The sequence below is a fragment of the Mesorhizobium sp. genome, from assembly GCF_005063415.1.
Lineage (GTDB): Bacteria > Pseudomonadota > Alphaproteobacteria > Rhizobiales > Rhizobiaceae > Mesorhizobium.
The window spans coordinates 1-19,625 of record NZ_SUEG01000029.1 but is presented as its reverse complement, the minus strand read 5'-3'; the positions used below and the strand labels follow the sequence as shown (position 1 = coordinate 19,625).

At 63.8% G+C, this 19,625-nt stretch carries 18 protein-coding genes and 1 pseudogene; 7 read left to right on the top strand and 12 right to left on the bottom strand.

Annotated elements, in window-relative coordinates; all coding sequences use genetic code 11:
* Positions 1-22: 22 nt before the first annotated feature.
* Both E5W70_RS10685 and E5W70_RS10680 read right to left on the bottom strand, forming a co-directional pair.
* Positions 23-1,264, bottom strand: coding sequence for a class I SAM-dependent RNA methyltransferase (locus E5W70_RS10685; protein ID WP_292657452.1), 1,242 nt, complete (start codon positions 1,262-1,264; stop codon positions 23-25).
* Positions 1,261-2,040, bottom strand: a complete 780-nt coding sequence (locus E5W70_RS10680) for a TlyA family RNA methyltransferase (RefSeq protein WP_292657449.1) — start codon at positions 2,038-2,040, stop codon at positions 1,261-1,263. The genes E5W70_RS10685 and E5W70_RS10680 overlap by 4 nt, the downstream gene beginning before the upstream one ends.
* Before the next feature lie 175 nt (positions 2,041-2,215).
* Between E5W70_RS10680 and E5W70_RS10675 the strand changes: the two genes are divergently transcribed.
* The gene (locus tag E5W70_RS10675) at positions 2,216-2,617 is read left to right on the top strand and encodes a GFA family protein (RefSeq protein WP_292657447.1); all 402 of its coding nucleotides are present in this window, start codon (positions 2,216-2,218) and stop codon (positions 2,615-2,617) included.
* Here the strand turns inward: E5W70_RS10675 and E5W70_RS10670 are convergent.
* The 7 genes from E5W70_RS10670 to E5W70_RS10640 all read right to left on the bottom strand — a co-directional run bounded on the left by E5W70_RS10670 (position 2,614) and on the right by E5W70_RS10640 (position 8,249).
* Positions 2,614-2,757, bottom strand: coding sequence for a hypothetical protein (locus E5W70_RS10670; RefSeq protein WP_292657444.1), 144 nt, complete (start codon positions 2,755-2,757; stop codon positions 2,614-2,616). The two genes, E5W70_RS10675 and E5W70_RS10670, sit on opposite strands and share 4 nt — an antisense overlap.
* A 230-nt stretch (positions 2,758-2,987) precedes the next feature.
* The gene (gene dxs / locus E5W70_RS10665) at positions 2,988-4,901 is read right to left on the bottom strand and encodes a 1-deoxy-D-xylulose-5-phosphate synthase (RefSeq protein WP_292657442.1); all 1,914 of its coding nucleotides are present in this window, start codon (positions 4,899-4,901) and stop codon (positions 2,988-2,990) included.
* 81 nt (positions 4,902-4,982) lie between these two features.
* Entirely contained in the window at positions 4,983-5,903 is a 921-nt protein-coding gene (locus tag E5W70_RS10660) for a pirin family protein (RefSeq protein WP_292657439.1), read from the bottom strand.
* Between the two features lie 9 nt (positions 5,904-5,912).
* Positions 5,913-6,179: a DUF2277 domain-containing protein gene (locus E5W70_RS10655; RefSeq protein WP_023716908.1), complete on the bottom strand. Its 267-nt coding sequence runs from the start codon at positions 6,177-6,179 to the stop codon at positions 5,913-5,915.
* 106 nt (positions 6,180-6,285) lie between these two features.
* Entirely contained in the window at positions 6,286-6,537 is a 252-nt protein-coding gene (locus tag E5W70_RS10650; RefSeq protein WP_031211056.1) for an exodeoxyribonuclease VII small subunit, read from the bottom strand.
* A 3-nt stretch (positions 6,538-6,540) separates the two neighbouring features.
* Positions 6,541-7,467: a histone deacetylase family protein gene (locus tag E5W70_RS10645; RefSeq protein ID WP_292657532.1), complete on the bottom strand. Its 927-nt coding sequence runs from the start codon at positions 7,465-7,467 to the stop codon at positions 6,541-6,543.
* Between the two features lie 143 nt (positions 7,468-7,610).
* A complete protein-coding gene (locus E5W70_RS10640; RefSeq protein ID WP_292657437.1) occupies positions 7,611-8,249 on the bottom strand; it encodes a TetR/AcrR family transcriptional regulator in 639 nt (212 codons plus the stop codon).
* 118 nt (positions 8,250-8,367) lie between these two features.
* Between E5W70_RS10640 and E5W70_RS10635 the strand changes: the two genes are divergently transcribed.
* The gene (locus E5W70_RS10635) at positions 8,368-9,591 is read left to right on the top strand and encodes an MFS transporter (RefSeq protein ID WP_292657434.1); all 1,224 of its coding nucleotides are present in this window, start codon (positions 8,368-8,370) and stop codon (positions 9,589-9,591) included.
* Between the two features lie 58 nt (positions 9,592-9,649).
* Here the strand turns inward: E5W70_RS10635 and ribB are convergent, their stop codons facing one another.
* On the bottom strand, positions 9,650-10,750 hold the full coding sequence (gene ribB, locus E5W70_RS10630) for a 3,4-dihydroxy-2-butanone-4-phosphate synthase (protein WP_023674113.1): 1,101 nt from the start codon (positions 10,748-10,750) through the stop codon (positions 9,650-9,652).
* Positions 10,751-10,941: 191 nt separating this feature from the next.
* Between ribB and E5W70_RS10625 the strand changes: the two genes are divergently transcribed.
* Both E5W70_RS10625 and E5W70_RS10620 read left to right on the top strand, forming a co-directional pair.
* Positions 10,942-12,228, top strand: coding sequence for an FAD-binding oxidoreductase (locus tag E5W70_RS10625; RefSeq protein WP_292657430.1), 1,287 nt, complete (start codon positions 10,942-10,944; stop codon positions 12,226-12,228).
* 259 nt (positions 12,229-12,487) lie between these two features.
* Positions 12,488-13,291: an SH3 domain-containing protein gene (locus E5W70_RS10620; RefSeq protein WP_292657427.1), complete on the top strand. Its 804-nt coding sequence runs from the start codon at positions 12,488-12,490 to the stop codon at positions 13,289-13,291.
* 63 nt (positions 13,292-13,354) lie between these two features.
* On the opposite strand, the gene E5W70_RS10615 is transcribed toward E5W70_RS10620, so the two are convergent.
* A complete protein-coding gene (locus tag E5W70_RS10615; protein ID WP_292657425.1) occupies positions 13,355-14,101 on the bottom strand; it encodes an SDR family oxidoreductase in 747 nt (248 codons plus the stop codon).
* Positions 14,102-14,375: 274 nt separating this feature from the next.
* Here E5W70_RS10615 and zwf point away from each other — a divergent pair, with 274 nt between their 5' ends.
* The 3 genes from zwf to edd all read left to right on the top strand — a co-directional run bounded on the left by zwf (position 14,376) and on the right by edd (position 18,437).
* Complete coding sequence (gene zwf, locus E5W70_RS10610; protein ID WP_292657422.1) at positions 14,376-15,845, top strand: glucose-6-phosphate dehydrogenase; 1,470 nt, start codon at positions 14,376-14,378, stop codon at positions 15,843-15,845.
* Positions 15,827-16,540, top strand: a complete 714-nt coding sequence (gene pgl, locus E5W70_RS10605; RefSeq protein ID WP_292657418.1) for a 6-phosphogluconolactonase — start codon at positions 15,827-15,829, stop codon at positions 16,538-16,540. The genes zwf and pgl overlap by 19 nt, the downstream gene beginning before the upstream one ends.
* 73 nt (positions 16,541-16,613) lie before the next feature.
* On the top strand, positions 16,614-18,437 hold the full coding sequence (edd, locus tag E5W70_RS10600) for a phosphogluconate dehydratase (RefSeq protein WP_292657415.1): 1,824 nt from the start codon (positions 16,614-16,616) through the stop codon (positions 18,435-18,437).
* Positions 18,438-18,545: 108 nt separating this feature from the next.
* On the opposite strand, the pseudogene E5W70_RS10595 reads toward edd, so the two are convergent.
* Positions 18,546-19,625, bottom strand: a pseudogene (locus tag E5W70_RS10595) (hypothetical protein); the annotation flags it as partial.

Genomic DNA, 19,625 nt, shown 5'->3' with positions numbered 1-19,625 from the left:
TTTTCACGCCCCATAAATGCTGCTAGCGCCTTCGCCTCGGCTTCTCCAACAGCGCCACGGCCTCGACATGCGGCGACCACAGGAACTGGTCGATCGGCGTCACGCTTTTCAGGGCGTAGCCGCCATCGAGGAGGATCCGAAGATCCCGCGCCAGCGTTACCGGATTGCAGGACACCGCGGCGACGAGCGGCACGTCGGAGCGCGCGATCTGCTTCGACTGATCCTCGGCGCCGGCGCGAGGCGGGTCGAAGACAACGCCGTCAAAGGCATTCAACTCCTTGAATGTCAACGGCCGCCGGAACAGGTCGCGACGTTCGCTGGTCACCCGCTTCAGGCCGCTGGCGAAACGGAAGGCCCGGTCAAGCGCCGCGAGTGCTGCCGCATCGCCTTCCACCGCATGAACCTCCGATCTTGCGGCCAGGCGCAGCGCGAAGCTGCCGCAGCCGGCGAAGAGATCGGCGACCTTTTTGGCACGCGCGAGATGCTGGCCGACAATGTTGGCCATCGTTTGTTCGGCAGCCTCGGTCGCCTGCAGGAAAGCGCCCGGAGGCACTGCGACGGCGACGCCACCAAACAGGACGACCGGTTTCTTTGGTTCGATAATGATCTCGCCGTCGACCGACAGCCTGGCTAGCCCCTCGGCGATGACGAAGTTGGAGGCGACGCGGCGCTGGTTCTCGCCGAGCTTGCCGGAATCGTGAACCGCGACATCGAGGCCGGAACCGGTCACCGTCACCGCCATGTGGAACGATTTGGTCGTGGTGCAGATCAGCCCAGCAAGGGCTTTCAAGCGGTCGAGCGCAGCGACGATCTGCGGCGCCGAGATCGGGCACTCCTCGATGGAGATGATTTCGGACGACAGCGCGCGAACGAAGCCGAACTGCATTCCCGCCTCGCTCCGCCGGGCGGTGAAGACGACGCGGCGGCGCGTGTGCGGCGCGCACGGCACCAGCGCGCCGACATCGCAGGCGATGCCCTTGCTCCTCAGCGCATGCACGACCTTTTCGCGCTTCCACTGCTGATAGGCTTCAGTCTCGAGATGCTGGACGGCGCAGCCGCCGCACGCGCCGAAATGCCGGCACGGCGGATCGACCCGCAGCGGCGAAGCCTCAAGCACCGACATCAAGGTGGCGCGATCTTTCTCCCGCGCGGCGGTGACGACCTCTCCCGGCAGCGCGAACGGAATGAAAACCTCGCCGGTTTCCGTCTCGGCGATGCCGTCGCCCTGCGAGCCCAATTTTGCGATCGTGAAACGGGTGCTCATCGCTTCTGGGTCTCGACGTCCTTGATGCCGCCGAGCAGGAACTCGCGGTTGCCGTCGCCACCCTCTATCGGCGACAGATGCAGCCCCAGCGAGCGCCAGCCGGGAATGGTATCGAGCCAGTCCTGCATCAGGCCGGCGATGCGCGCCGCATCATAAGGGTCCTTCAGCAGGCCGCTCTTGCCGATCGCCTCGCGGCCGGCCTCGAATTGCGGCTTGACCAGAAAGACGGCTTTGGCGCCATTCCTGGCCAAGGCAAGCGCCGGCGGCAGCGCCAGTTTCAGCGAGATGAAGCTGACATCCGAGACAATGAAATCCGGCACACGGCCGCCGAGATCGGCGGTGGTCAGTTCGCGCGCATTCAGGCCTTCGACTACCGTCACGCGCGGATCGCCGGCAATGTCGGAGTGCATCTGGCCGTGCCCGACATCGATCGCCGTGACATGCGCCGCGCCGCGTTCGAGCAGCACCTGCGTGAAGCCGCCGGTCGAGGCGCCGACATCGAGCGCTTCGCTACCGGCGGGGTCGAGGCCGAAATGGTCGAGACCGGCCTTCAGCTTCAGTGCGGCGCGCGACACGTAACCTTGCGCCGGATCGTCAACGACGACGTTGCACTCAGGCAGAACGGCCTGGCCCGGCTTGAGGGCGACGACGCCATCGACCGTCACGGTACCGCGCTCAACCGCGTCGCGAGCACGCGAGCGGCTGGCAAACAGGCCGCGCTGGACGAGCAATTCGTCGAGTCGCTGGCGTATGCTGGCTGGCGGAAGGGAAGTCATCGGCCTTCATGGCGAAAGCCAACGATGATGGCAAGGATATTGGCGATGAGACAAGGCATAGTTGGAAAAGCGGGTGAACTCATCAGCCGCTGCGCTGTTTGTCGAACCTCGCACGAGACCCGACGCAATGCTAAGAAAGAGATGCCGTTTAGCCGTCGAAACGTGGAGGAGGAACATGCTGACGGGAACCTGCCACTGCGGCGCAGCCCACTGGACCCTGGAGGGCGATCCCGGTTCGATCACTGCCTGCAATTGCACACTTTGCCGTCGCTACGGCACGCTCTGGGCTTACGACTATGTCGACGAACGCATCCGCCTTGCTGGGCCCGTAAGCGCCTATCGGCGCGTCGGAAAGGCTCATCCTTCGCTTGAGATTCTCTTCTGCCCAACGTGCGCTTGCGTCTTGGCCTGGCGCGGTTTGCATCCTAACGCCGCCGGTCGCTACCGCATCGCCGTCAATGTGAGGCTTGCGCCGCCCGAGGCGGTCGCCGATCTCCCGATCGACCATTTCGATGGTCTCGATACATTCGAGGATTTGCCGAGAGATGGTCGCTGTGTGCGGGATATGTGGTTCTAGTTTCTAGAGTCTTGTAGGGACGCCTTCGGCAAGGTATCGCGCACGACGACGCCCATCACCGCCTTTTCGAGTTTGCAGTCGTAGCGCGTTTCGGCCGCGGCCGACGCGGCGAAGATGGCCGTTAGCGCGATGCCGCCCAAAGCGATCTCATTGGTCTTGGTCCCCTGCCTGGTTGCCTTCTAGCAGGGCAGCGTTGAAGACCAAAGGACACGGTAAGTACATCGCCAAACGGCAGCGTAAACAGCATCTTACGACTGTTCGCCGGCAATTTGATTCAAGCAGTTGAGATTTTGATTCAGACTAGATGTTTAGTCTCGGCTTTTGCAGCCGGGCGGAAGCACTTCGGCGTCGCCCCGAATGCGTCTAAAAGCTAGGCGCGCTGGGCCTGCGCGGTATGCCCCAGCGCCACGAACACGGTGCGCACGATGCCGGCGCTGTCCAGCCCGGCATCGGCATACATCTTTTCCGGCTTGGCATGATCGACGAAAGCGTCGGGCAGCACCAGCGGGCGCACCTTCAGGCCGCTCTCCAGCAGCCCTTCATGCGCCAGGAACTGCAGCACTTGGCTGGCGAAGCCGCCGACCGCGCCCTCTTCCACCGTCACCAGTATCTCGTGCGAACGGGCCAGCCGCCGGATCAGATCCTCGTCGAGCGGCTTGGCAAAACGGGCATCGGCGACCGTGGTCGAAAGCCCGGCCGCGCCGAGCTCCTCGGCCGCGGCCAGGCAATCCTGCAGCCTGGTGCCGAAGGAAAGCAGCGCAACCTTGGTGCCTTCCCTGACGATCCGGCCCTTGCCGATCTCCAATACCGAGCCGCGTTCCGGCATCTCGACACCAACGCCGTTGCCGCGCGGGTAGCGGAAGGCGATCGGGCCGTCATCGTAGCTTGCGGCGGTGCGTACCATGTGGCGCAGTTCGGCCTCATCGGCCGCGGCCATGACGACGAAACCGGGCAGCGTCGCCAGGAAGGTCGTGTCGAAGGCGCCGCAATGGGTGGCGCCATCGGCGCCGACGAAGCCGGCGCGGTCAATCGGAAAGCGCACCGGCAATTTCTGGATCGCCACGTCGTGAACGACCTGGTCGTAAGCGCGCTGCAGGAAGGTCGAGTAGATCGCCGCGAAAGGCTTGAAGCCTTCCGTGGCAAGGCCGGCGGCGAAGGTCACCGCATGCTGCTCGGCAATGCCGACATCGAAGGTCCTCGCCGGAAACGCTTCGCCGAAGAGGTCAAGCCCGGTGCCGTTCGGCATGGCGGCGGTGATGGCGACGATGCGGTCGTCCTCTCGGGCCTCCTGAATCAGGCTTTCGGCAAACACCTTGGTGTAGCTCGGCGCATTGGCGGGCGCCTTGGCCTGGGCGCCGGTGATAACGTCGAATTTGTTGACGCCGTGATATTTGTCGGCGGCCGCCTCGGCCGGGGCATAGCCCTTGCCCTTCTGGGTCACGACATGGATCAGCACCGGGCCGTCGGCATTGTCGCGGACGTTCTTCAGCACCGGGATCAGGTGCTCGAGGTTGTGACCGTCGATCGGGCCGATGTGGTAGAAACCCATTTCCTCGAACAGCGTGCCGCCGGTGACGTAGCCGCGCGCGTGCTCGACCGCCCGCTTGATGGCGCGATCGGCGCGCTCGCCGAGATAGGACGTCAGCTTCTTGCCGAAATCGCGCAAGCCCAGATAGGTCTTGCCCGACGCCAGACGGGCCAGATAGGCGCTCATTGCGCCGGTCGGCGGAGCGATCGACATGTCGTTGTCGTTCAAGATGACGATCAGCCGGGCATCGAGCGCGCCGGCATTGTTCATCGCCTCATAGGCCATGCCGGCCGACATGGCGCCGTCGCCGATGACGGCAATGACGTTGTTGCGGCCATCGGATAGATCGCGCGCCATCGCCATGCCGAGGCCGGCTGAAATCGAGGTCGAGGAGTGGGCTGCGCCGAACGGATCGTATTCACTCTCGACGCGACGGGTGAAACCGGACAGGCCGCCCTCCTGGCGCAGCGTGCGGATGCGGTCACGGCGGCCGGTCAGGATCTTGTGCGGATAGGCCTGGTGGCCGACGTCCCAGATCAGCCGGTCGTCCGGCGTGTTGAAGACGTAGTGCAGCGCGACGGTCAGTTCGACGACGCCAAGGCCGGCGCCGAGATGCCCGCCGGTGTGGGAAACGACGTCGATCAGCTCGGCGCGAAGCTCGGACGCCAGCTGCGGCAGGTCGCCTTCGGCAAGCGTGCGCAAATCGGCTGGGACGCGGACCTTGTCGAGAAGCGGCGTATCGGGCTTTGCGTTCACTGTTTGCGAGCCTGGTCAGATTTTCTGTTCATCGTGAAATATGCCGCTGGCCGGCGAATGTAAATGTGGCGGTAACGCGCATCAGCTTTCGGGCAGCGGGATGAACTCTTGCTCGTCTCCAGGAACGATATCGAAGCGGCCCGTCTTCCATTCTTCTTTCGCCTGTTCGATGCGTTCCTTTGAGGACGATACGAAATTCCACCAGATATAACGTTTCGAACCGAGCGAAGCGCCGCCAAACAGCATGAAATGGGCGCCGCCTTCCGATGAGACAACGATTTCATCGCCAGGCCGGAAAACCAGCAGCCGCTCGGCCGGAAAGTGGTCACCGGATATCGAAACCTCGCCTTCCAGCGTATAGATGGCGCGCTCCTCGGCATCGGCCGGGATCTTCACGCTGGCACCCGGCGCCAGCCTGAGATCGGCATAAAGCGTGTCCGAAGCGGTGCCGACCGGGGAGCGCAGTCCGGAAAATGCACCGATGACGATACGGCCGCTGATCCCCTCGGCATCGATTTCGGGCAGGCGCAGGGCCGCGGTGTTTTCGAAGACCGGCGCGACCTCCTCCTTGCCGTCCGGCAGCGCCAGCCATGTCTGCAGGCCGGAAACCGACATCGGCGCGCCACGCAATTCTTCCGGCGTGCGCTCCGAATGGACGATGCCGCGGCCGGCGGTCATCAAATTCACGTCGCCGGGCTGGATCACCATTTCGGTGCCGAGCGAATCGCGATGCCTGATCTTGCCGTCGAACAGGTAAGTCACCGTCGACAGGCCGATATGCGGATGCGGGCGCACGTCGAGCGCCTGGCCGGCCCGCAGAACGGCTGGACCCATGCGGTCGAAGAAGATGAAGGGCCCGACCAGCCGGCGCCTGGCCGTCGGCAGGGCGCGGCGAACCTGAAATCCGCCAATATCCTTGGCGTTCGGAATGACCATCAGCTCGATCTGATCGCTGGCGAAGGCATCGCCCATCTGCGGATCGTTTCCGGGAAAGAAGCTCACGCGGTCCCCTCAGGCGAAGCGAAGTGCAGATTTGGCCTTCGCCTTGGCCGCCACCTCTTCGCGATTGCGCGGATGCTGCGTCGTCTCGAGGCTGTCGAGCAATTCGCGCGCCGAGGCGGCAATGGCCTCGACGGCATGGTCGAACGCATGCTGGTTCTGTTTCGACGGCCGCGTCGTTCCGCTCAGCTTGCGGACAAACTGAAGTGCGGCATCGCGGACCTCGTCATTGGTTGCCGGCGGATCGAAATTGAACAGGGTTTTGATGTTTCTGCACATCGTTCGCAATCTCCTCTCGTCCTGGAGCCGTTTCAAACGGGATGAGTTTTATCCTCAATCATGATGTCCAAAGCCGGTAAGCACAATCGTCGTTCGAGGCCGCGCCTCAATCCGCATCCAACGGCTCTGTCCCCACCGGCTTGCCGTCACGCGACAGCCTGATTTTCTCGACCTTGTCCTCGGCCGCCTTCAGCAGCCGGTCGCAATGCGCCTTCAGCGCCTCGCCACGCTCGTAAATCCGGATCGACTGGTCGAGCGGCACGTCGCCGCGCTCCAGATCGTCGACGATCCTCTCCAGCGCCTCGAGCGCCTGCTCGAAGCTCATCGCCTTGACGTCCTCGTTGGTCTCACCAGCCATCGTCTATCCCTTCATCAGCCGCCCGACATGGGCGGCGACTGAAAATGCCAATCCCTGCAGATCGTAGCCGCCCTCGAGCAGGCTGACGAGCCGGTTGCGGCTATGGCGCCCGGCGCGTTCGAGCAACTGGCCGGTCGCCCAGTCGAAATCATCCTCGGTCAGATTGATCTCGGCCAGCGGATCGCGGTGGTGGGCGTCGAAACCGGCGGAGATGATGATGAGGTCGGGCGCAAAATTGTCGAGCGCCGGCAGGATGCGCGACAGAAACGCGTCGTGGAAAGCATCACTGCCGCTCTGCGGCGCCAGCGGCGCGTTGACGATGTTGCCGGCGCCGGTTTCGCTCACGGCCCCGGTCCCGGGGTAAAGCGGCATTTGGTGTGTCGAGCAATAGAGCACCGACGGATCGTCCCAGAATATGTCCTGCGTGCCGTTGCCGTGATGCACATCCCAGTCGACGACGGCGACGCGGTCGACGCCATGGTTCTTCTGGGCGTAGCGTGCCGCGATTGCCGCGGTGTTGAACAGGCAAAAACCCATCGAGGTGGTCTTTTCGGCATGATGGCCGGGCGGCCGCGCGGCGACGAAGACGTTGTCGGCACGGCCGGTGAAGACGTCGTCGACAGCGGCGTTGGCAGCCCCGATCGCAGTCACGGCCGCCTGCCAGCTCTTCGGGCTGGCGGTGGTATCGGCGTCGATACGGGCGATGCCGGTGTCCGGTATCGCTGCGCGGACCCGTTCGACGAATTCGGCCGGATGTGCGTAGAGGATGGTTGCCTCGTCGCCTTCAGGCGCCTGGACGCGATCGAGCGCCGCGAAGGCCTCGTCGTCAAGCACGCGCTCTATGGCGCGCAGACGGTCCGGCCGCTCCGGATGACCGGGCGGTGTTATGTGCTCGAGGAAAATCGGATGGGTGTAAAGTCTCGTGACCATGCCCCCGATATAGGCGCGCCTTACCGCTTTGGCCATGTATTCGCGTCTCGCTGGTGCGATGTTCAACAGGGTTTACGCGGCCGGCCTCGGCTGGACCGAGCTGTCTGACATTGGCGAAAAGATGACCTCAGGCCGGTGATCGGTCAAACCTCGGGCTGTATCGACGGCTGCCGATCGGGCTGATGCAGCCTGCCAGTGCGATTGAGCAGCCCTTCCAGAAGAACCTTGAACGCCTTCACTGCCTTCTTCGATGTCGCTTCGGGATCGTTCGAATTTGCGATCCACTGCGCCGCATGCAACGAGGCGCCGCTGACCAGCCTTGCCGCGGCTTCGGGATCGACGGCAAGAATTGTTCCCTCGTCGCTTAGTCTTTGCAGGCTTTCTGTCATCGAACGGATGCATGTGCTCTGGCTTGGCCATTGCGATGGATCGCCGAGCACCGCCGGCCCGTCACGAAGCACGATACGCTGGATCTCCGGCTCCAGCGCCATCTCGATATAGGCGGTGCATTCGTCGACAAAGCCCTGCCAGAGATTGTCCGGCTTGGCCGAAACGACCTTCAGCCGGGCCGACATTTCCGCGTCGATCTCGGCGATAACCGCCTGGAGTAGGCCCTTCTTGTCGCCGAAGTGATGATAGAGCGCACCGCGCGTCAGCCCGGCCGATGCCGTGAAGTCATCCATCGAGGCTTCGGCATAGCCGAGCGTGCCGAAGGCCTGGCGCGCAGCGCCGATCAGTTTGGCGCGGGTTTCGGCAATCATCTCCTTGCGTGGTCTATGCATGCTCTGGCCCTATTAACATACGCTTCGTATGCCAATTGACATACGCCGCGTATGATCTATTTAAATTCATACGCTACGTATGTAATCGCCGAACCGGCCGTTGTCGAGGAGCCAGACCATGCAAAATCCCTATTCGCAGATCTTTCGCGCGCCCGGCGCCAAGGGCTTTGCCGCCGCCGGATTCGTTGCCCGGCTGCCGATCGCCATGGCTCCGATCGGGATCGTCGCGATGCTGTCGCAGACCGATGGCGAATACTGGCTGGCCGGCGCCGTCTCCGCAACATATGCGCTTGCTAACGCTTTCGTCGCCCCGCAGGTATCGCGACTGATGGATCGTCTCGGCCAGACGCGGATTGTGGTGCCGACTACCGTGATTTCCACGCTCGCTTTCGCGATCCTGATCGCGGCGGCCAATCAGCATTGGCCGATATGGACGCTATTCGTCTCGGCGCTGCTCGCCGCCGTCATGCCCAGCATCCCGGCAATGGTGCGCGCACGCTGGACCGAGATTTTTCGCAACCGCCCCGAGCTGAACACGGCGTTCGCCTTCGAATCGGCGGCGGACGAACTGGTCTACATCGCCGGCGCATCGCTGTCGGTCGGACTGAGCGTCGCGCTTTTCCCGGAGGCGGGAGTGCTCGCGAGCACATTGTTCCTCGCCTTCGGTTCGACGGCCTTCATCCTGCAGCGCTCGACCGAACCGCGAGCCCGACCGGTGGAACACGGTTCGGGCGGCTCGGCAATCCGCCTGCGGCCGGTCCAGATCATCACCTTGGCCCTGATCTTCATCGGCGCGACCTTCGCCACCACCGAGGTGAGCACCGTGGCGATCACCAAGGAGCTTGGCCAGCCGGGCGCCGCCAGCTTCGTCATCGGCGTCTACGCGCTCGGATCGTTCGTCGTCGGCATCATCATCGGCGCCCTGAACCTGAAAATGCCGCTGCAAATTCAGCTTGCCATCGCAATCGCCATCATTGCGCTTACCACGCTGCCGCTGCTCGTCGCCGACACTGTGCCGCTGCTGGCATTTGCCGTCTTCGTCAGCGGCGTGGCGATCTCGCCGACCTTCATCACGGCATTCGGCCTGATCGAACGGCGCGTGCCCGAGGCGATGCTGACCGAAGGCGTGACCTGGGTGATGACCGGCATCGGCATCGGCATGGCGCTCGGCTCCTTCGCCGCCGGCTGGGTGGTGGACGCTTTCGGCGCGCAGAACGGGTTCTGCGTATCGGTGGCATCAGGCACAATCGCGCTGGTCATCGTGCTCGCCGGCCAGCGCAGCCTTGCCGCGCCGGACTGCGACATGGCTGCATGCGACGCAGCCGCGGTCGCTGCGGAATAGTTTCCGGTGCGTCCGGTCCAGAGGCGGGCCGGACGCATACCAGCATCGTGAGAATGGCCTAAAGAATCTCGGTCTTGGCGATGTGGATGCCAAAACCTTCGAGGCCGACATAATGGCGCTCGCGCGAGGCGATCAGATTGATCGAGGAAATGCCGAGATCCTTGAGAATTTGCGCGCCGAGGCCGATCTCGCGCCATTCGTTTTCGCGGCGGCGCGCCTCTTCATGATCTTCGCGGTCGCCGGCAGCCGGCCGCTTGCGCTCCTGATGGGCGACGCCGACCGAGCCTTCGCGCAGATAGACGATGACGCCGCGCTGGCGCTCGCCCATCGCCTTCATGATGGCGTCCAGCCTGTGGCTGGTGCCGAAGACGTCACTGACCACGTCCTCGGAATGAAGGCGCACCGGCACCTCGACGCCGTCGCGGATGTCGCCGAAGACGACCGCCACGTGATGCATGGAATCCCAGGGCAGCGTGTAGGTGAAGACCTGTGCCTTGCCGCCGGGCGTCTCGATGTCGGAACAGGCGACACGTTCGACCAGCGTTTCTTTGCGTTGCCGGTAGGCGATGAGGTCGGCAACCGAGATCTGCTTCAACCCGTGCTTTTCGGCGAAGGCCTGCACCTGCGGGCCGCGCATGACAGTGCCGTCATCATTGACCAGCTCGGAAATGACGCCGACCGGCGGCAGGCCGGCGAGCTTGCAGAGGTCGACCGCGGCTTCGGTATGGCCCGAACGCATCAGCACGCCGCCTTCGCGCGCGATCAGCGGAAAGATGTGGCCGGGGCGCACGAAATCGGAGGCGCCGACATTGCCATTGGCGAGATTGCGCACCGTCAGCGTGCGGTCATCCGCCGAAATGCCGGTCGTGGTGCCGTGCTTGAAGTCGACGCTGACGGTGAAGGCAGTGGTGTGCGCAGAATCATTGTCGGCCACCATCGGCGACAGGTTGAGCCGCTTGGCTTCCTCGCGCGGCATCGGCGTGCAGACGATGCCTGACGTGTTGCGCACGATGAACGCCATCTTTTCCGGCGTGCAATGGACGGCGGCGACGATCAGGTCACCCTCGTTCTCGCGCCCGTCATCGTCCATGACGACGACGATCTCGCCGCGCTCGAAGGCGCGCAGGGCTTCAACGATCTTCTTCTGGTCGTAAGGCATGGGTGCTCGCTTCACTCGCATGGAATAGGGGAGTAAGGGAGTAGGGCAGTACGGGAGTAGGGAAAAGGAAAAAATTGCAGTCGTTGGAGCTGCGTAACCTACTGCCCTACTGCCCTACTGCCCTACTGCCCTACTGCCCTACTGCCCTACTCCCCTACTCCCCTACTCCCCTACTGCCCTAACCGAGCATCATGACTTACCAATCCCCGATCTCCCCCGGCCGCTCCTGGTACGAAGACACGGCCGGACCAAGGCCCGAATATCCGGCGCTCGACGGCGACCGGACATGCGATGTGGTGATTGTCGGCGGCGGCTTTACCGGACTGTCGGCGGCGGCTCATCTCGCCAAGTCAGGCGCGGATGTCGTGCTTATCGAAACGCATCGTTTCGGTGACGGCGCATCGGGCCGCAATGGTGGCCAGCTCGGTACCGGCCAGCGGGCCTGGGCAGAGGAGCTTGAGGCGGAATACGGCTTTTCCCGCGCCAAGGCGCTGTTCGACCTCGCCGAAGAGGCCAAGGCGCATCTCCTCGACTTCGCCGCAGCGCATCAGATCGAGATCGACTATATGCCCGGCCAGATGTCGGTGGCGCACAAGAAGCGCTATGTCGACGACTACAAGGCGCATGCCGAGATCATGGCGAGCCGCTTCGGCTATCCGCACATCTCATTCATGGATGCCGCGGAGACAGCCGAGCGGCTGGGCTCGACGCATTATTTCGGCGGCACCCGCGACACCGGCACCGGCCATATCCATCCGCTGAAGCTGGTGATCGGCACCGCAAAAGTCGCGGCAGGGGCCGGCGCAAAGCTATTCGAGCAGACGCCGTCGACCGGCATTACCTCCGGCGGCGGCAAAGTCAAGGTCACGACGCCGAAGGGCACGATCACCGCCGCTAAATGCCTGATCGGGGTCAATGCGTATGGCGGCACGCTCGAACCGGTGAGTGCCGCGCATATCATGCCGATCGGCTCGTTCATCGGCGCAACGGTGCCGCTGGGAGCCGATTCCAAAGTGTTGCCGGGTGGCGAGGCGGTCGACGATTCGCGCTTCGTCGTGCGCTATTTCCGCAAATCGAAGGATGGGCGGCTGCTGTTTGGCGGACGCGAGATCTATGCGGTCAACGATCCCAAGGACATCCACATCCACATCCGCCGGCAGATTGCCGAGATCTATCCCTCATTGAAGGACGTCGAGATCACCCATGGCTGGGGCGGCTATGTCGGCATCACCGTGCCGAGAAAGCCGTTCGTGCGCGAAGTGATGCCCAATGTGATCTCGGTCGGCGGTTATTCCGGCCACGGCGTCATGCTGTCGAACTTTTTCGGCAAGCTTTATGCCGAGACGGTCGCCGGCAACCGCGACCGGCTGAAGCTGATCGAGGATTTGAAGATCCCACCCTTCCCCGGCGGCCGGCGTTTGCGCGCGCCACTGCTCTTCCTCGCGCTCAACTGGTACGCGTTGCGGGATAGGATCTAACCAGACGTTGCAGAATCCTTAACTGGGACGCAGAATTCCGGCCAAGGGCGCAGTGATGCCACAATCGCGGGCGAAAGATGATGCTCGTGGGCAGCTGAACGGGGAATTTTTGCGGGCCTGCCCGCTTTTGGTTTGGGACCGATGCCGATCGAAATGCCGGCTCTCCGGCATGGGTCGTAAGAACATCGGCCCGCAAATGGAGGTGGCAAGAGTGAGAGAGCCCTTCAGTTTCGGCGCGCCGGAACGGCGGCGCCTTGCGATGCAATTCGGTTACGATATGCGGCCGACGTTCTGGCACGGGGTCCGGTCGAATGCGCATCTGGTAATAGCCGCGCTTGGCACGGCCGCACTACTCGGCGTTGCCGCGGTGGCACTGTGGTTGGCCTTGCCGGCCAATGAGCGGCAGGCGGCCGCAAGCCCTGAGCAGATCGTTCCGACCATCCCGGTCAAGACGACGAAGATCATGCCTGCCAAGGTCGCTGCGGCGCCGCGGACGACGGGCAAGGCAGATGCGGTTTCCCCGGCAGTGGCCGCGGCGGCAGCCGAGATACCGGCGCTGGCTCCCAACGATCCGCGCTGGACGGGGCCAAAGACGGCATCGGCCGCCGCCACCGAAGCATCCGACCAGCTGGCAAGCCAGACCGAGCAGGCGGCCGACAAATCGTCTGCTGCGGTGGCATTCGCCGACCCGGCAGCAAAACCCGACGCTGCGGCTTTGTTTGCCAAGGTGGCGGCTCCCGGCAGCTCGACGAAAAACACCGGGCCCGACGGTGCGCAGACCGCCGCCATCCCCACGCCCAAGCCGCAACTGCCGGCAGCGCAGTCCGCGAGTGAGGACGGCGACGGCACCAAGGCAAAATCGGGAAAAGCCAATACTGCGGGTACCGGACGCATCCTGAGATCCGTCACCATGCGCACCGGCCCAAAAAAGAATGCTGCCGCCATTCTCACCGTGCCGGCCAAGACCTCCGTGCAAGTGATGAGCTGCAAGCAATGGTGCCAGATCGTCTACAACGGCAAGCGCGGCTGGGTCTACAAGAGCTACGTCAAAACCGGGGCGTAAGGCCGGCAGAGCGATCGCGGGTGGCTCGCTATCAGCCAGTCCTCCGCCGGAGGGCCCGGCCGTTCAAATACAACGTCCGCCGTCGACTTCCAGCGCCACGCCAGTGATGAAAGCCGCTTCGTCCGACGCAAGCCAAAGCGCGGCATTGGCTATGTCGAGCGGCGTCGAAAGCCGGCCGAGCGGGATCGACGCGCGGAACTTCTCGCGGATCTCGGGTGTGTCGGCGCCCATGAATTTCGCGAGCATGCCGGTCTCGCCGGCAACCGGGCAGAGGCAGTTGACACGGATATTCTTCGGCGCGAGTTCCACCGCCATCGATTTGGTCGCGGTGATCGCCCAGCCCTTCGATGCATTGTACCAGGTGAGGCCAGGCCGCGGCCTGATACCGGCCGTGGAGGCCGTCGTCAGGATGACGCCGCCGCCTTGCCGCTCCATCATCGGCACCACGGCAAGTGCTGCGTGGTAGATCGCCTTCATGTTGACTGACGTGATCAGATCGAAGGTCGCCTCATCGACATCCAGCATGTCACCGTTGCGATGGGTAAAACCGGCGTTGTTGACCATGATGTCGATGCGGCCGAAGGCGCTCATTGCAGCATGGACCATGTCGTCGAATTCGGACCGCAGCGAGACGTCGGTCTGGGTCCAGATCGCCTTGTCGCCGATCTCGCCGGCGACGCGCTCTGCGCCCTTGGCGTTCAGATCGGCGACAACTACCCGCGCGCCCTCCTCGGCAAAGCGCCTGGCCATGCCCTCGCCGAAGCCCGAGGCGGCGCCGGTGATGATGGCGACCTTGTTTTCGAGGCGCATGCTTTTCTCACTCATCGTTGAACACGATCGAAAACGCGTTTGGCCATGGCCATCGAAAGATGTGTGTCCATTGCCGATTTCTCCTTTGGCTTTCGCCTTGATCCCGCTCTATGCTGCACCTGCGAACGCTCCCGGAAGCATCGCTTGCCGACAAGCCTCCGGCTAGCGCCGGTGTCAAGAGCACACGCGGAAGTGACGCAATGGCACTGGCAAGTTTAAATCGATTAGATTATATCAGCCGCGTTATCGCGACCGGCGTCAGAGCGGACACACCATGACCAGCCAGATCATCCCCGTCGATCCTTTCGACTTCATCATTTTCGGCGGCACCGGCGATCTGTCGGAACGCAAGCTTCTGCCGTCGCTGTACCACCGGCAGCGCGACCACCAGTTTTCTGAGCCGACGCGCATCATCGGCACATCACGTTCGAAGATGACCGACGAGGAGTTCCAGTCTTTCGCCAGGCAGGCGATTGCCGATCATGTGAAACCGGAAGATATCGACGCCACGGAACTGAAGACGTTCCTCGCGCGGCTCTCCTATATCCCGGCAGATGCAACCACTGGTGCCGGCTTCGACAGGCTGAAGGAGGCGATTGGCAACAGCGAACACATCCGCGCTTTCTATCTGGCAGTGGCGCCGGCGCTGTTCGGCGACATCTCGCACAAGCTGAAGGAGCACGGGCTGATCACGCCGAATTCGCGCATCGTGCTGGAAAAGCCGATCGGCCGCGATCTCGTTTCGGCGCGCGCGCTCAACGACCTGGTCGGCGACGACTTCCATGAAAGCCAGATTTTCCGCATCGACCACTATCTCGGCAAGGAGACGGTGCAGAATTTGATGGCGCTGCGCTTTGCCAACGCGCTCTACGAGCCGCTTTGGAATTCCGCCAATGTCGATCATGTGCAGATCACCGTGGCCGAGACAGTCGGCCTGGAAGACCGCGTCACCTATTACGACAAGGCCGGCGCATTGCGCGACATGGTGCAGAACCACATGCTGCAACTGCTCTGCCTCGTCGCCATGGAGGCGCCGTCGTCGATGGACGCCGATGCCGTCCGTGACGAAAAGCTGAAGGTGCTGCGGGCGCTGAAGCGCATCAACGGCAACGAAGCGCCGAAGCACACGGTGCGCGGGCAATACCGTGCCGGCGCCTCGGCCGGCGGGCCGGTGAAAGGCTATGTCGAGGAGCTCGGCAAGAACAGCAACACCGAGACGTTCGTTGCGCTCAAGGCCGAGATCGGCAACTGGCGCTGGGCGGGCGTGCCGTTCTATCTCCGGACCGGCAAGCGGCTGGCGACGCGCGTTTCGGAGATCGTCATCGAATTCAAGCCGATCCCGCATTCGATCTTCGGCGAGAGCGCCGGGCCGATTTCCGCCAACCAGCTGGTCATCAGGCTGCAGCCCGACGAAGGCGTCAAGCAGTTCATCATGATCAAGGATCCGGGGCCGGGCGGCATGCGACTGCGCCAGATCCCGCTCGACATGAGTTTTGCGCAATCCTTCGACGGCCGCGCCCCCGATGCCTATGAGCGGCTGATCATGGATGTCATCCGTGGCAACCAGACGCTGTTCATGCGCCGCGACGAGGTCGAGGCGGCGTGGAAATGGATCGACCCGATCCAGGACGCCTGGGAAAGCGCAAGGCAAGAGGCGCAAGGCTACACCGCCGGCACATGGGGCCCCTCGGCCTCGATTGCGCTGATCGAACGCGACGGGCGGACATGGCACGAGAGCAATTAGGCGGCGCTTACAACTGGCACGAATTTGCCGGACGCCAGGAGTTGGCGATAGCGCTTGCCGGCCACGTCGCCGGCCGTCTGTCAAAGGCGATCGCCGAGCGCGGCGCGGCACTGCTTGCGGTCTCGGGCGGCACGACGCCGGCGAAATTCTTCGCGGCGCTTTCGACCGTTCCGATCGCCTGGGAAAAGGTGACGATAACATTGGTCGACGAGCGCTTCGTGCCGCCCTCATCGCCGCGCTCCAATGCCGGCCTGGTCGCCGCCAACTTGCTGCGGAACGCGTCCGCCGCCGCGAATTTCGTGCCGCTCTACCATGACGCGGCAAGTATCGAGGGCGCAGCGGTCTCCGACAGTGAGGCGCTGCAAGTGCTGCCCTGGCCACTCGACGTCGTTGTGCTCGGCATGGGAACCGACGGCCACACCGCCTCGTTCTTTCCAGATGCCGACAACCTGGCAAGATTGCTCGACCCGTCGTCGCAAAGGATCGTGCTTCCGGTTCACGCGGCAAGCGCCGGCGAGCCACGGCTGACGCTGTCACTGGCGCGGATCATCAATGCCGCCTTCATCGCGCTGCATATCGAGGGCGCGGAAAAACGCACCGCATTCGAGGCCGCTCTTGGAGCTGGAGCACGAAAGCCCATTCGCGCCGTGCTCGATGCAACTCAAAAGCCCGTAGAGGTTTTCTGGGCACCCTGATCTCAACTTGGCTGCAGGTCCCGGCAACAGCCGGAAGGTGTTTGCGGGACCTCGCCTGAAAGGACCGACCGCCATGACCGCAAGACGCGACATCGAAGCCATCACCCAGCGCATCCGTGAGCGCTCCAAGCCCGGTCGCGAGGCCTATCTCGGCCGCATCGCCGAAGCCTCGAACCGCACCGCCAACCGGGCCGTGCTGTCCTGCGGCAACCTGGCCCATGGCTTTGCCGTCTGCAGTCCCTCCGAAAAGGTAGCGCTTGGCGGGGACCGGGTGCCGAACCTCGGCATTATCACCTCCTATAACGACATGCTGTCGGCACATCAGCCTTTCGAGACGTTTCCGGCGATGATCAAGGACGCGGCGCGCGAGGCCGGCGGCATCGCCCAGGTGGCCGGCGGCGTGCCGGCGATGTGCGACGGCGTCACCCAGGGCCAGCCCGGAATGGAGCTGTCGCTGTTCTCGCGCGACGTGATCGCCATGGCCGCGGCGATCGGCCTGTCGCACAACATGTTCGATGCCGCCGTCTATCTCGGCGTCTGCGACAAGATCGTGCCGGGGCTGGTGATCGCGGCGCTGACCTTCGGCCATCTGCCGGCGGTCTTCATCCCGGCCGGGCCGATGACGACCGGCATTCCGAACGACGAAAAAGCCAAGATCCGCCAGCTCTATGCCGAGGGCAAGGTGGGGCGGGCCGAACTGCTCGAAGCGGAATCAAAATCCTATCACGGGCCGGGAACCTGCACTTTCTACGGCACCGCCAATTCCAACCAGATGCTGATGGAGATCATGGGCCTGCACACGCCTGGTGCCTCGTTCGTCAATCCGGGCACACCACTGCGCGACGCGCTGACCAGGGAAGCGACCAAGCGGGCACTGGCGATCACCGCGCTCGGCAACGCCTACACGCCGGTCGGGCGGATGATCGACGAGCGCTCGATCGTCAACGGCATCGCCGGCCTGCACGCCACCGGCGGTTCGACCAATCACACCATCCATTTGATCGCCATGGCGGCGGCGGCCGGCATCGCCATTACCTGGCAGGATATTTCCGACATCTCGGAAGCGGTGCCGTTGCTGGCGCGGGTCTATCCGAACGGCCTTGCCGATGTGAACCACTTCCACGCCGCTGGCGGGCTCGGCTTCCTGATCCGCGAACTGCTCGACGCAGGCATCCTGCACGAGGATGTGCAGACAGTGTGGGGCGAAGGGCTGCGCCCCTACGCGGTCGAGGCCAAGCTCGGCGCCGACGGCGGCGTCGTGCGCGAGGCCTCGCCGCGCCAGAGCGGCGACGAGAAGGTGCTGGCGCCGTTCAAGAAGGCGTTCCAGCCGAGCGGCGGGCTGAAAGTGCTTTCAGGCAATCTCGGCCACGCCGTCATCAAGACATCGGCGGTCAAGCCGGAGCGGCGCGTCATCGAGGCGCCGGCCAAGGTGTTCGACAGCCAGCAAGGCCTGAACGAGGCGTTCAAGGCGGGGTCGCTGACCGGCGACTTCATCGCCGTCATTCGGTTCCAGGGACCGAAGGCCAACGGCATGCCGGAATTGCACAGGCTGACCACCGTGCTCGGCATCCTGCAGGACCGCGGCCAGCATGTGGCGTTGGTCACCGACGGCCGCATGTCGGGCGCTTCCGGCAAGGTGCCGGCGGCGATCCATGTGACGCCGGAAGCGGCGGAGGACGGGCCGATCGCCAGGATCCATGACGGCGATATCATCAGGCTCGATGCGGAGGGCGGGATGCTCGAAGTGCTGGTGCCGGCCGGCGATTTCGCACTGCGCCGCCCCGCAGACAGCGACCTCGTAGGCAATGAATTCGGCTTCGGCCGCGAGCTTTTCGCCGGGTTCCGGCAGTTGGTAGGCCGCGCCGACCATGGCGCCAGCGCCTTCGGTACGGCGTGACCCTTTTTCGGCCATGAGGAAGAGCGGCCGATGGCTGCTCTCCCTCTTTGTTTCTGCGCAATTCCGGACGGAAAACCGTTCCACACTTTTCCTGGAATTGCTCTGGATCTATTGAACCGTGAGCTCGGCTTGCGCACCGGCCCTGACAGTTACCGTGCCTTCCTTCCAGCTGTTGTCCGATTTCTCCGAAACCACCGCGTAGTCGCCGGCCGACAGGGTGGCTTCATACTTCTGGTCATAGGCGTAGCCGACCGACTTGCGGGTTCCGTCGATGTTCTTCCTGGCCTCGAATATCTCGATCTTCGAGGCCCCTGGCGCGGCAATCGTCAGCATGCCGGCGTTCATCGCGATCTTCAGATCCTGATGGTCGCCAACCTTGACGCTGAACGGCTGCTCGGCCACCGCGAGGTCGACCGTAGCGACCATTACATAATCGTCGGGCGGCAGATCGAACTTGCTGTCAGGACCATAGGCATAAGTCACCTCCTGCCTGGTTCCGTCGACCTGCTTTTTTGCCTGGAGCACCTTGAAGCCGACCTCAGAACCCTCGGCCTTGTCGCCGCCGGCAGCATAATAGGCATTGGCAACGATACGCCCGACGCCGACGATGATGTCCTTGTCGATGACCCTGCCGGCGGCAAGCGGGATCGTCTCGGTAACCATGCCCTGGCCGATCGTGACGGTCACCTTCTGGTCGCCGGCCGGCAGCACGACTTTCGTGTCGCCGTAATAGGTCGGCGGGGTATCGACGCCCGGATAGCCGACTACGGCAGCCGCGCCGTCATCAACGTCCGCCCCTTCGCTTGGCCGCGGGTGGATGACCAGCGTGGCGGCATTCAGGTTGAAGTGCGGCTTGGCGGCCTGGCCAGGCTCGATCTTGATCTTCTGTTCGGCCCTGGCCTCGCCGGCGCGTGCGACGACGATATAGTCGCCCGGCTCCAGATGGCCCTTGTAGGCGCCATATTCGGTGGTGACGGGATCGCCGCGCGTGCCGTCGGAATTCGCCTTGTAGATCTCCCAGGCATTGCCGTCGGTGACGGGATCGCCACCCTCGGCAAGCACGACGGTCGGCACGAAATTGGACTCCGTCGGCTGGGCGGGCGCCGGCTGGAGAGCAGGCTGCGGGGCGGGAGCCGGTTCAGGGGCGGGCGGCGGAGGCGCGACGGTCTCGACGAGGGCGTCCTGCAA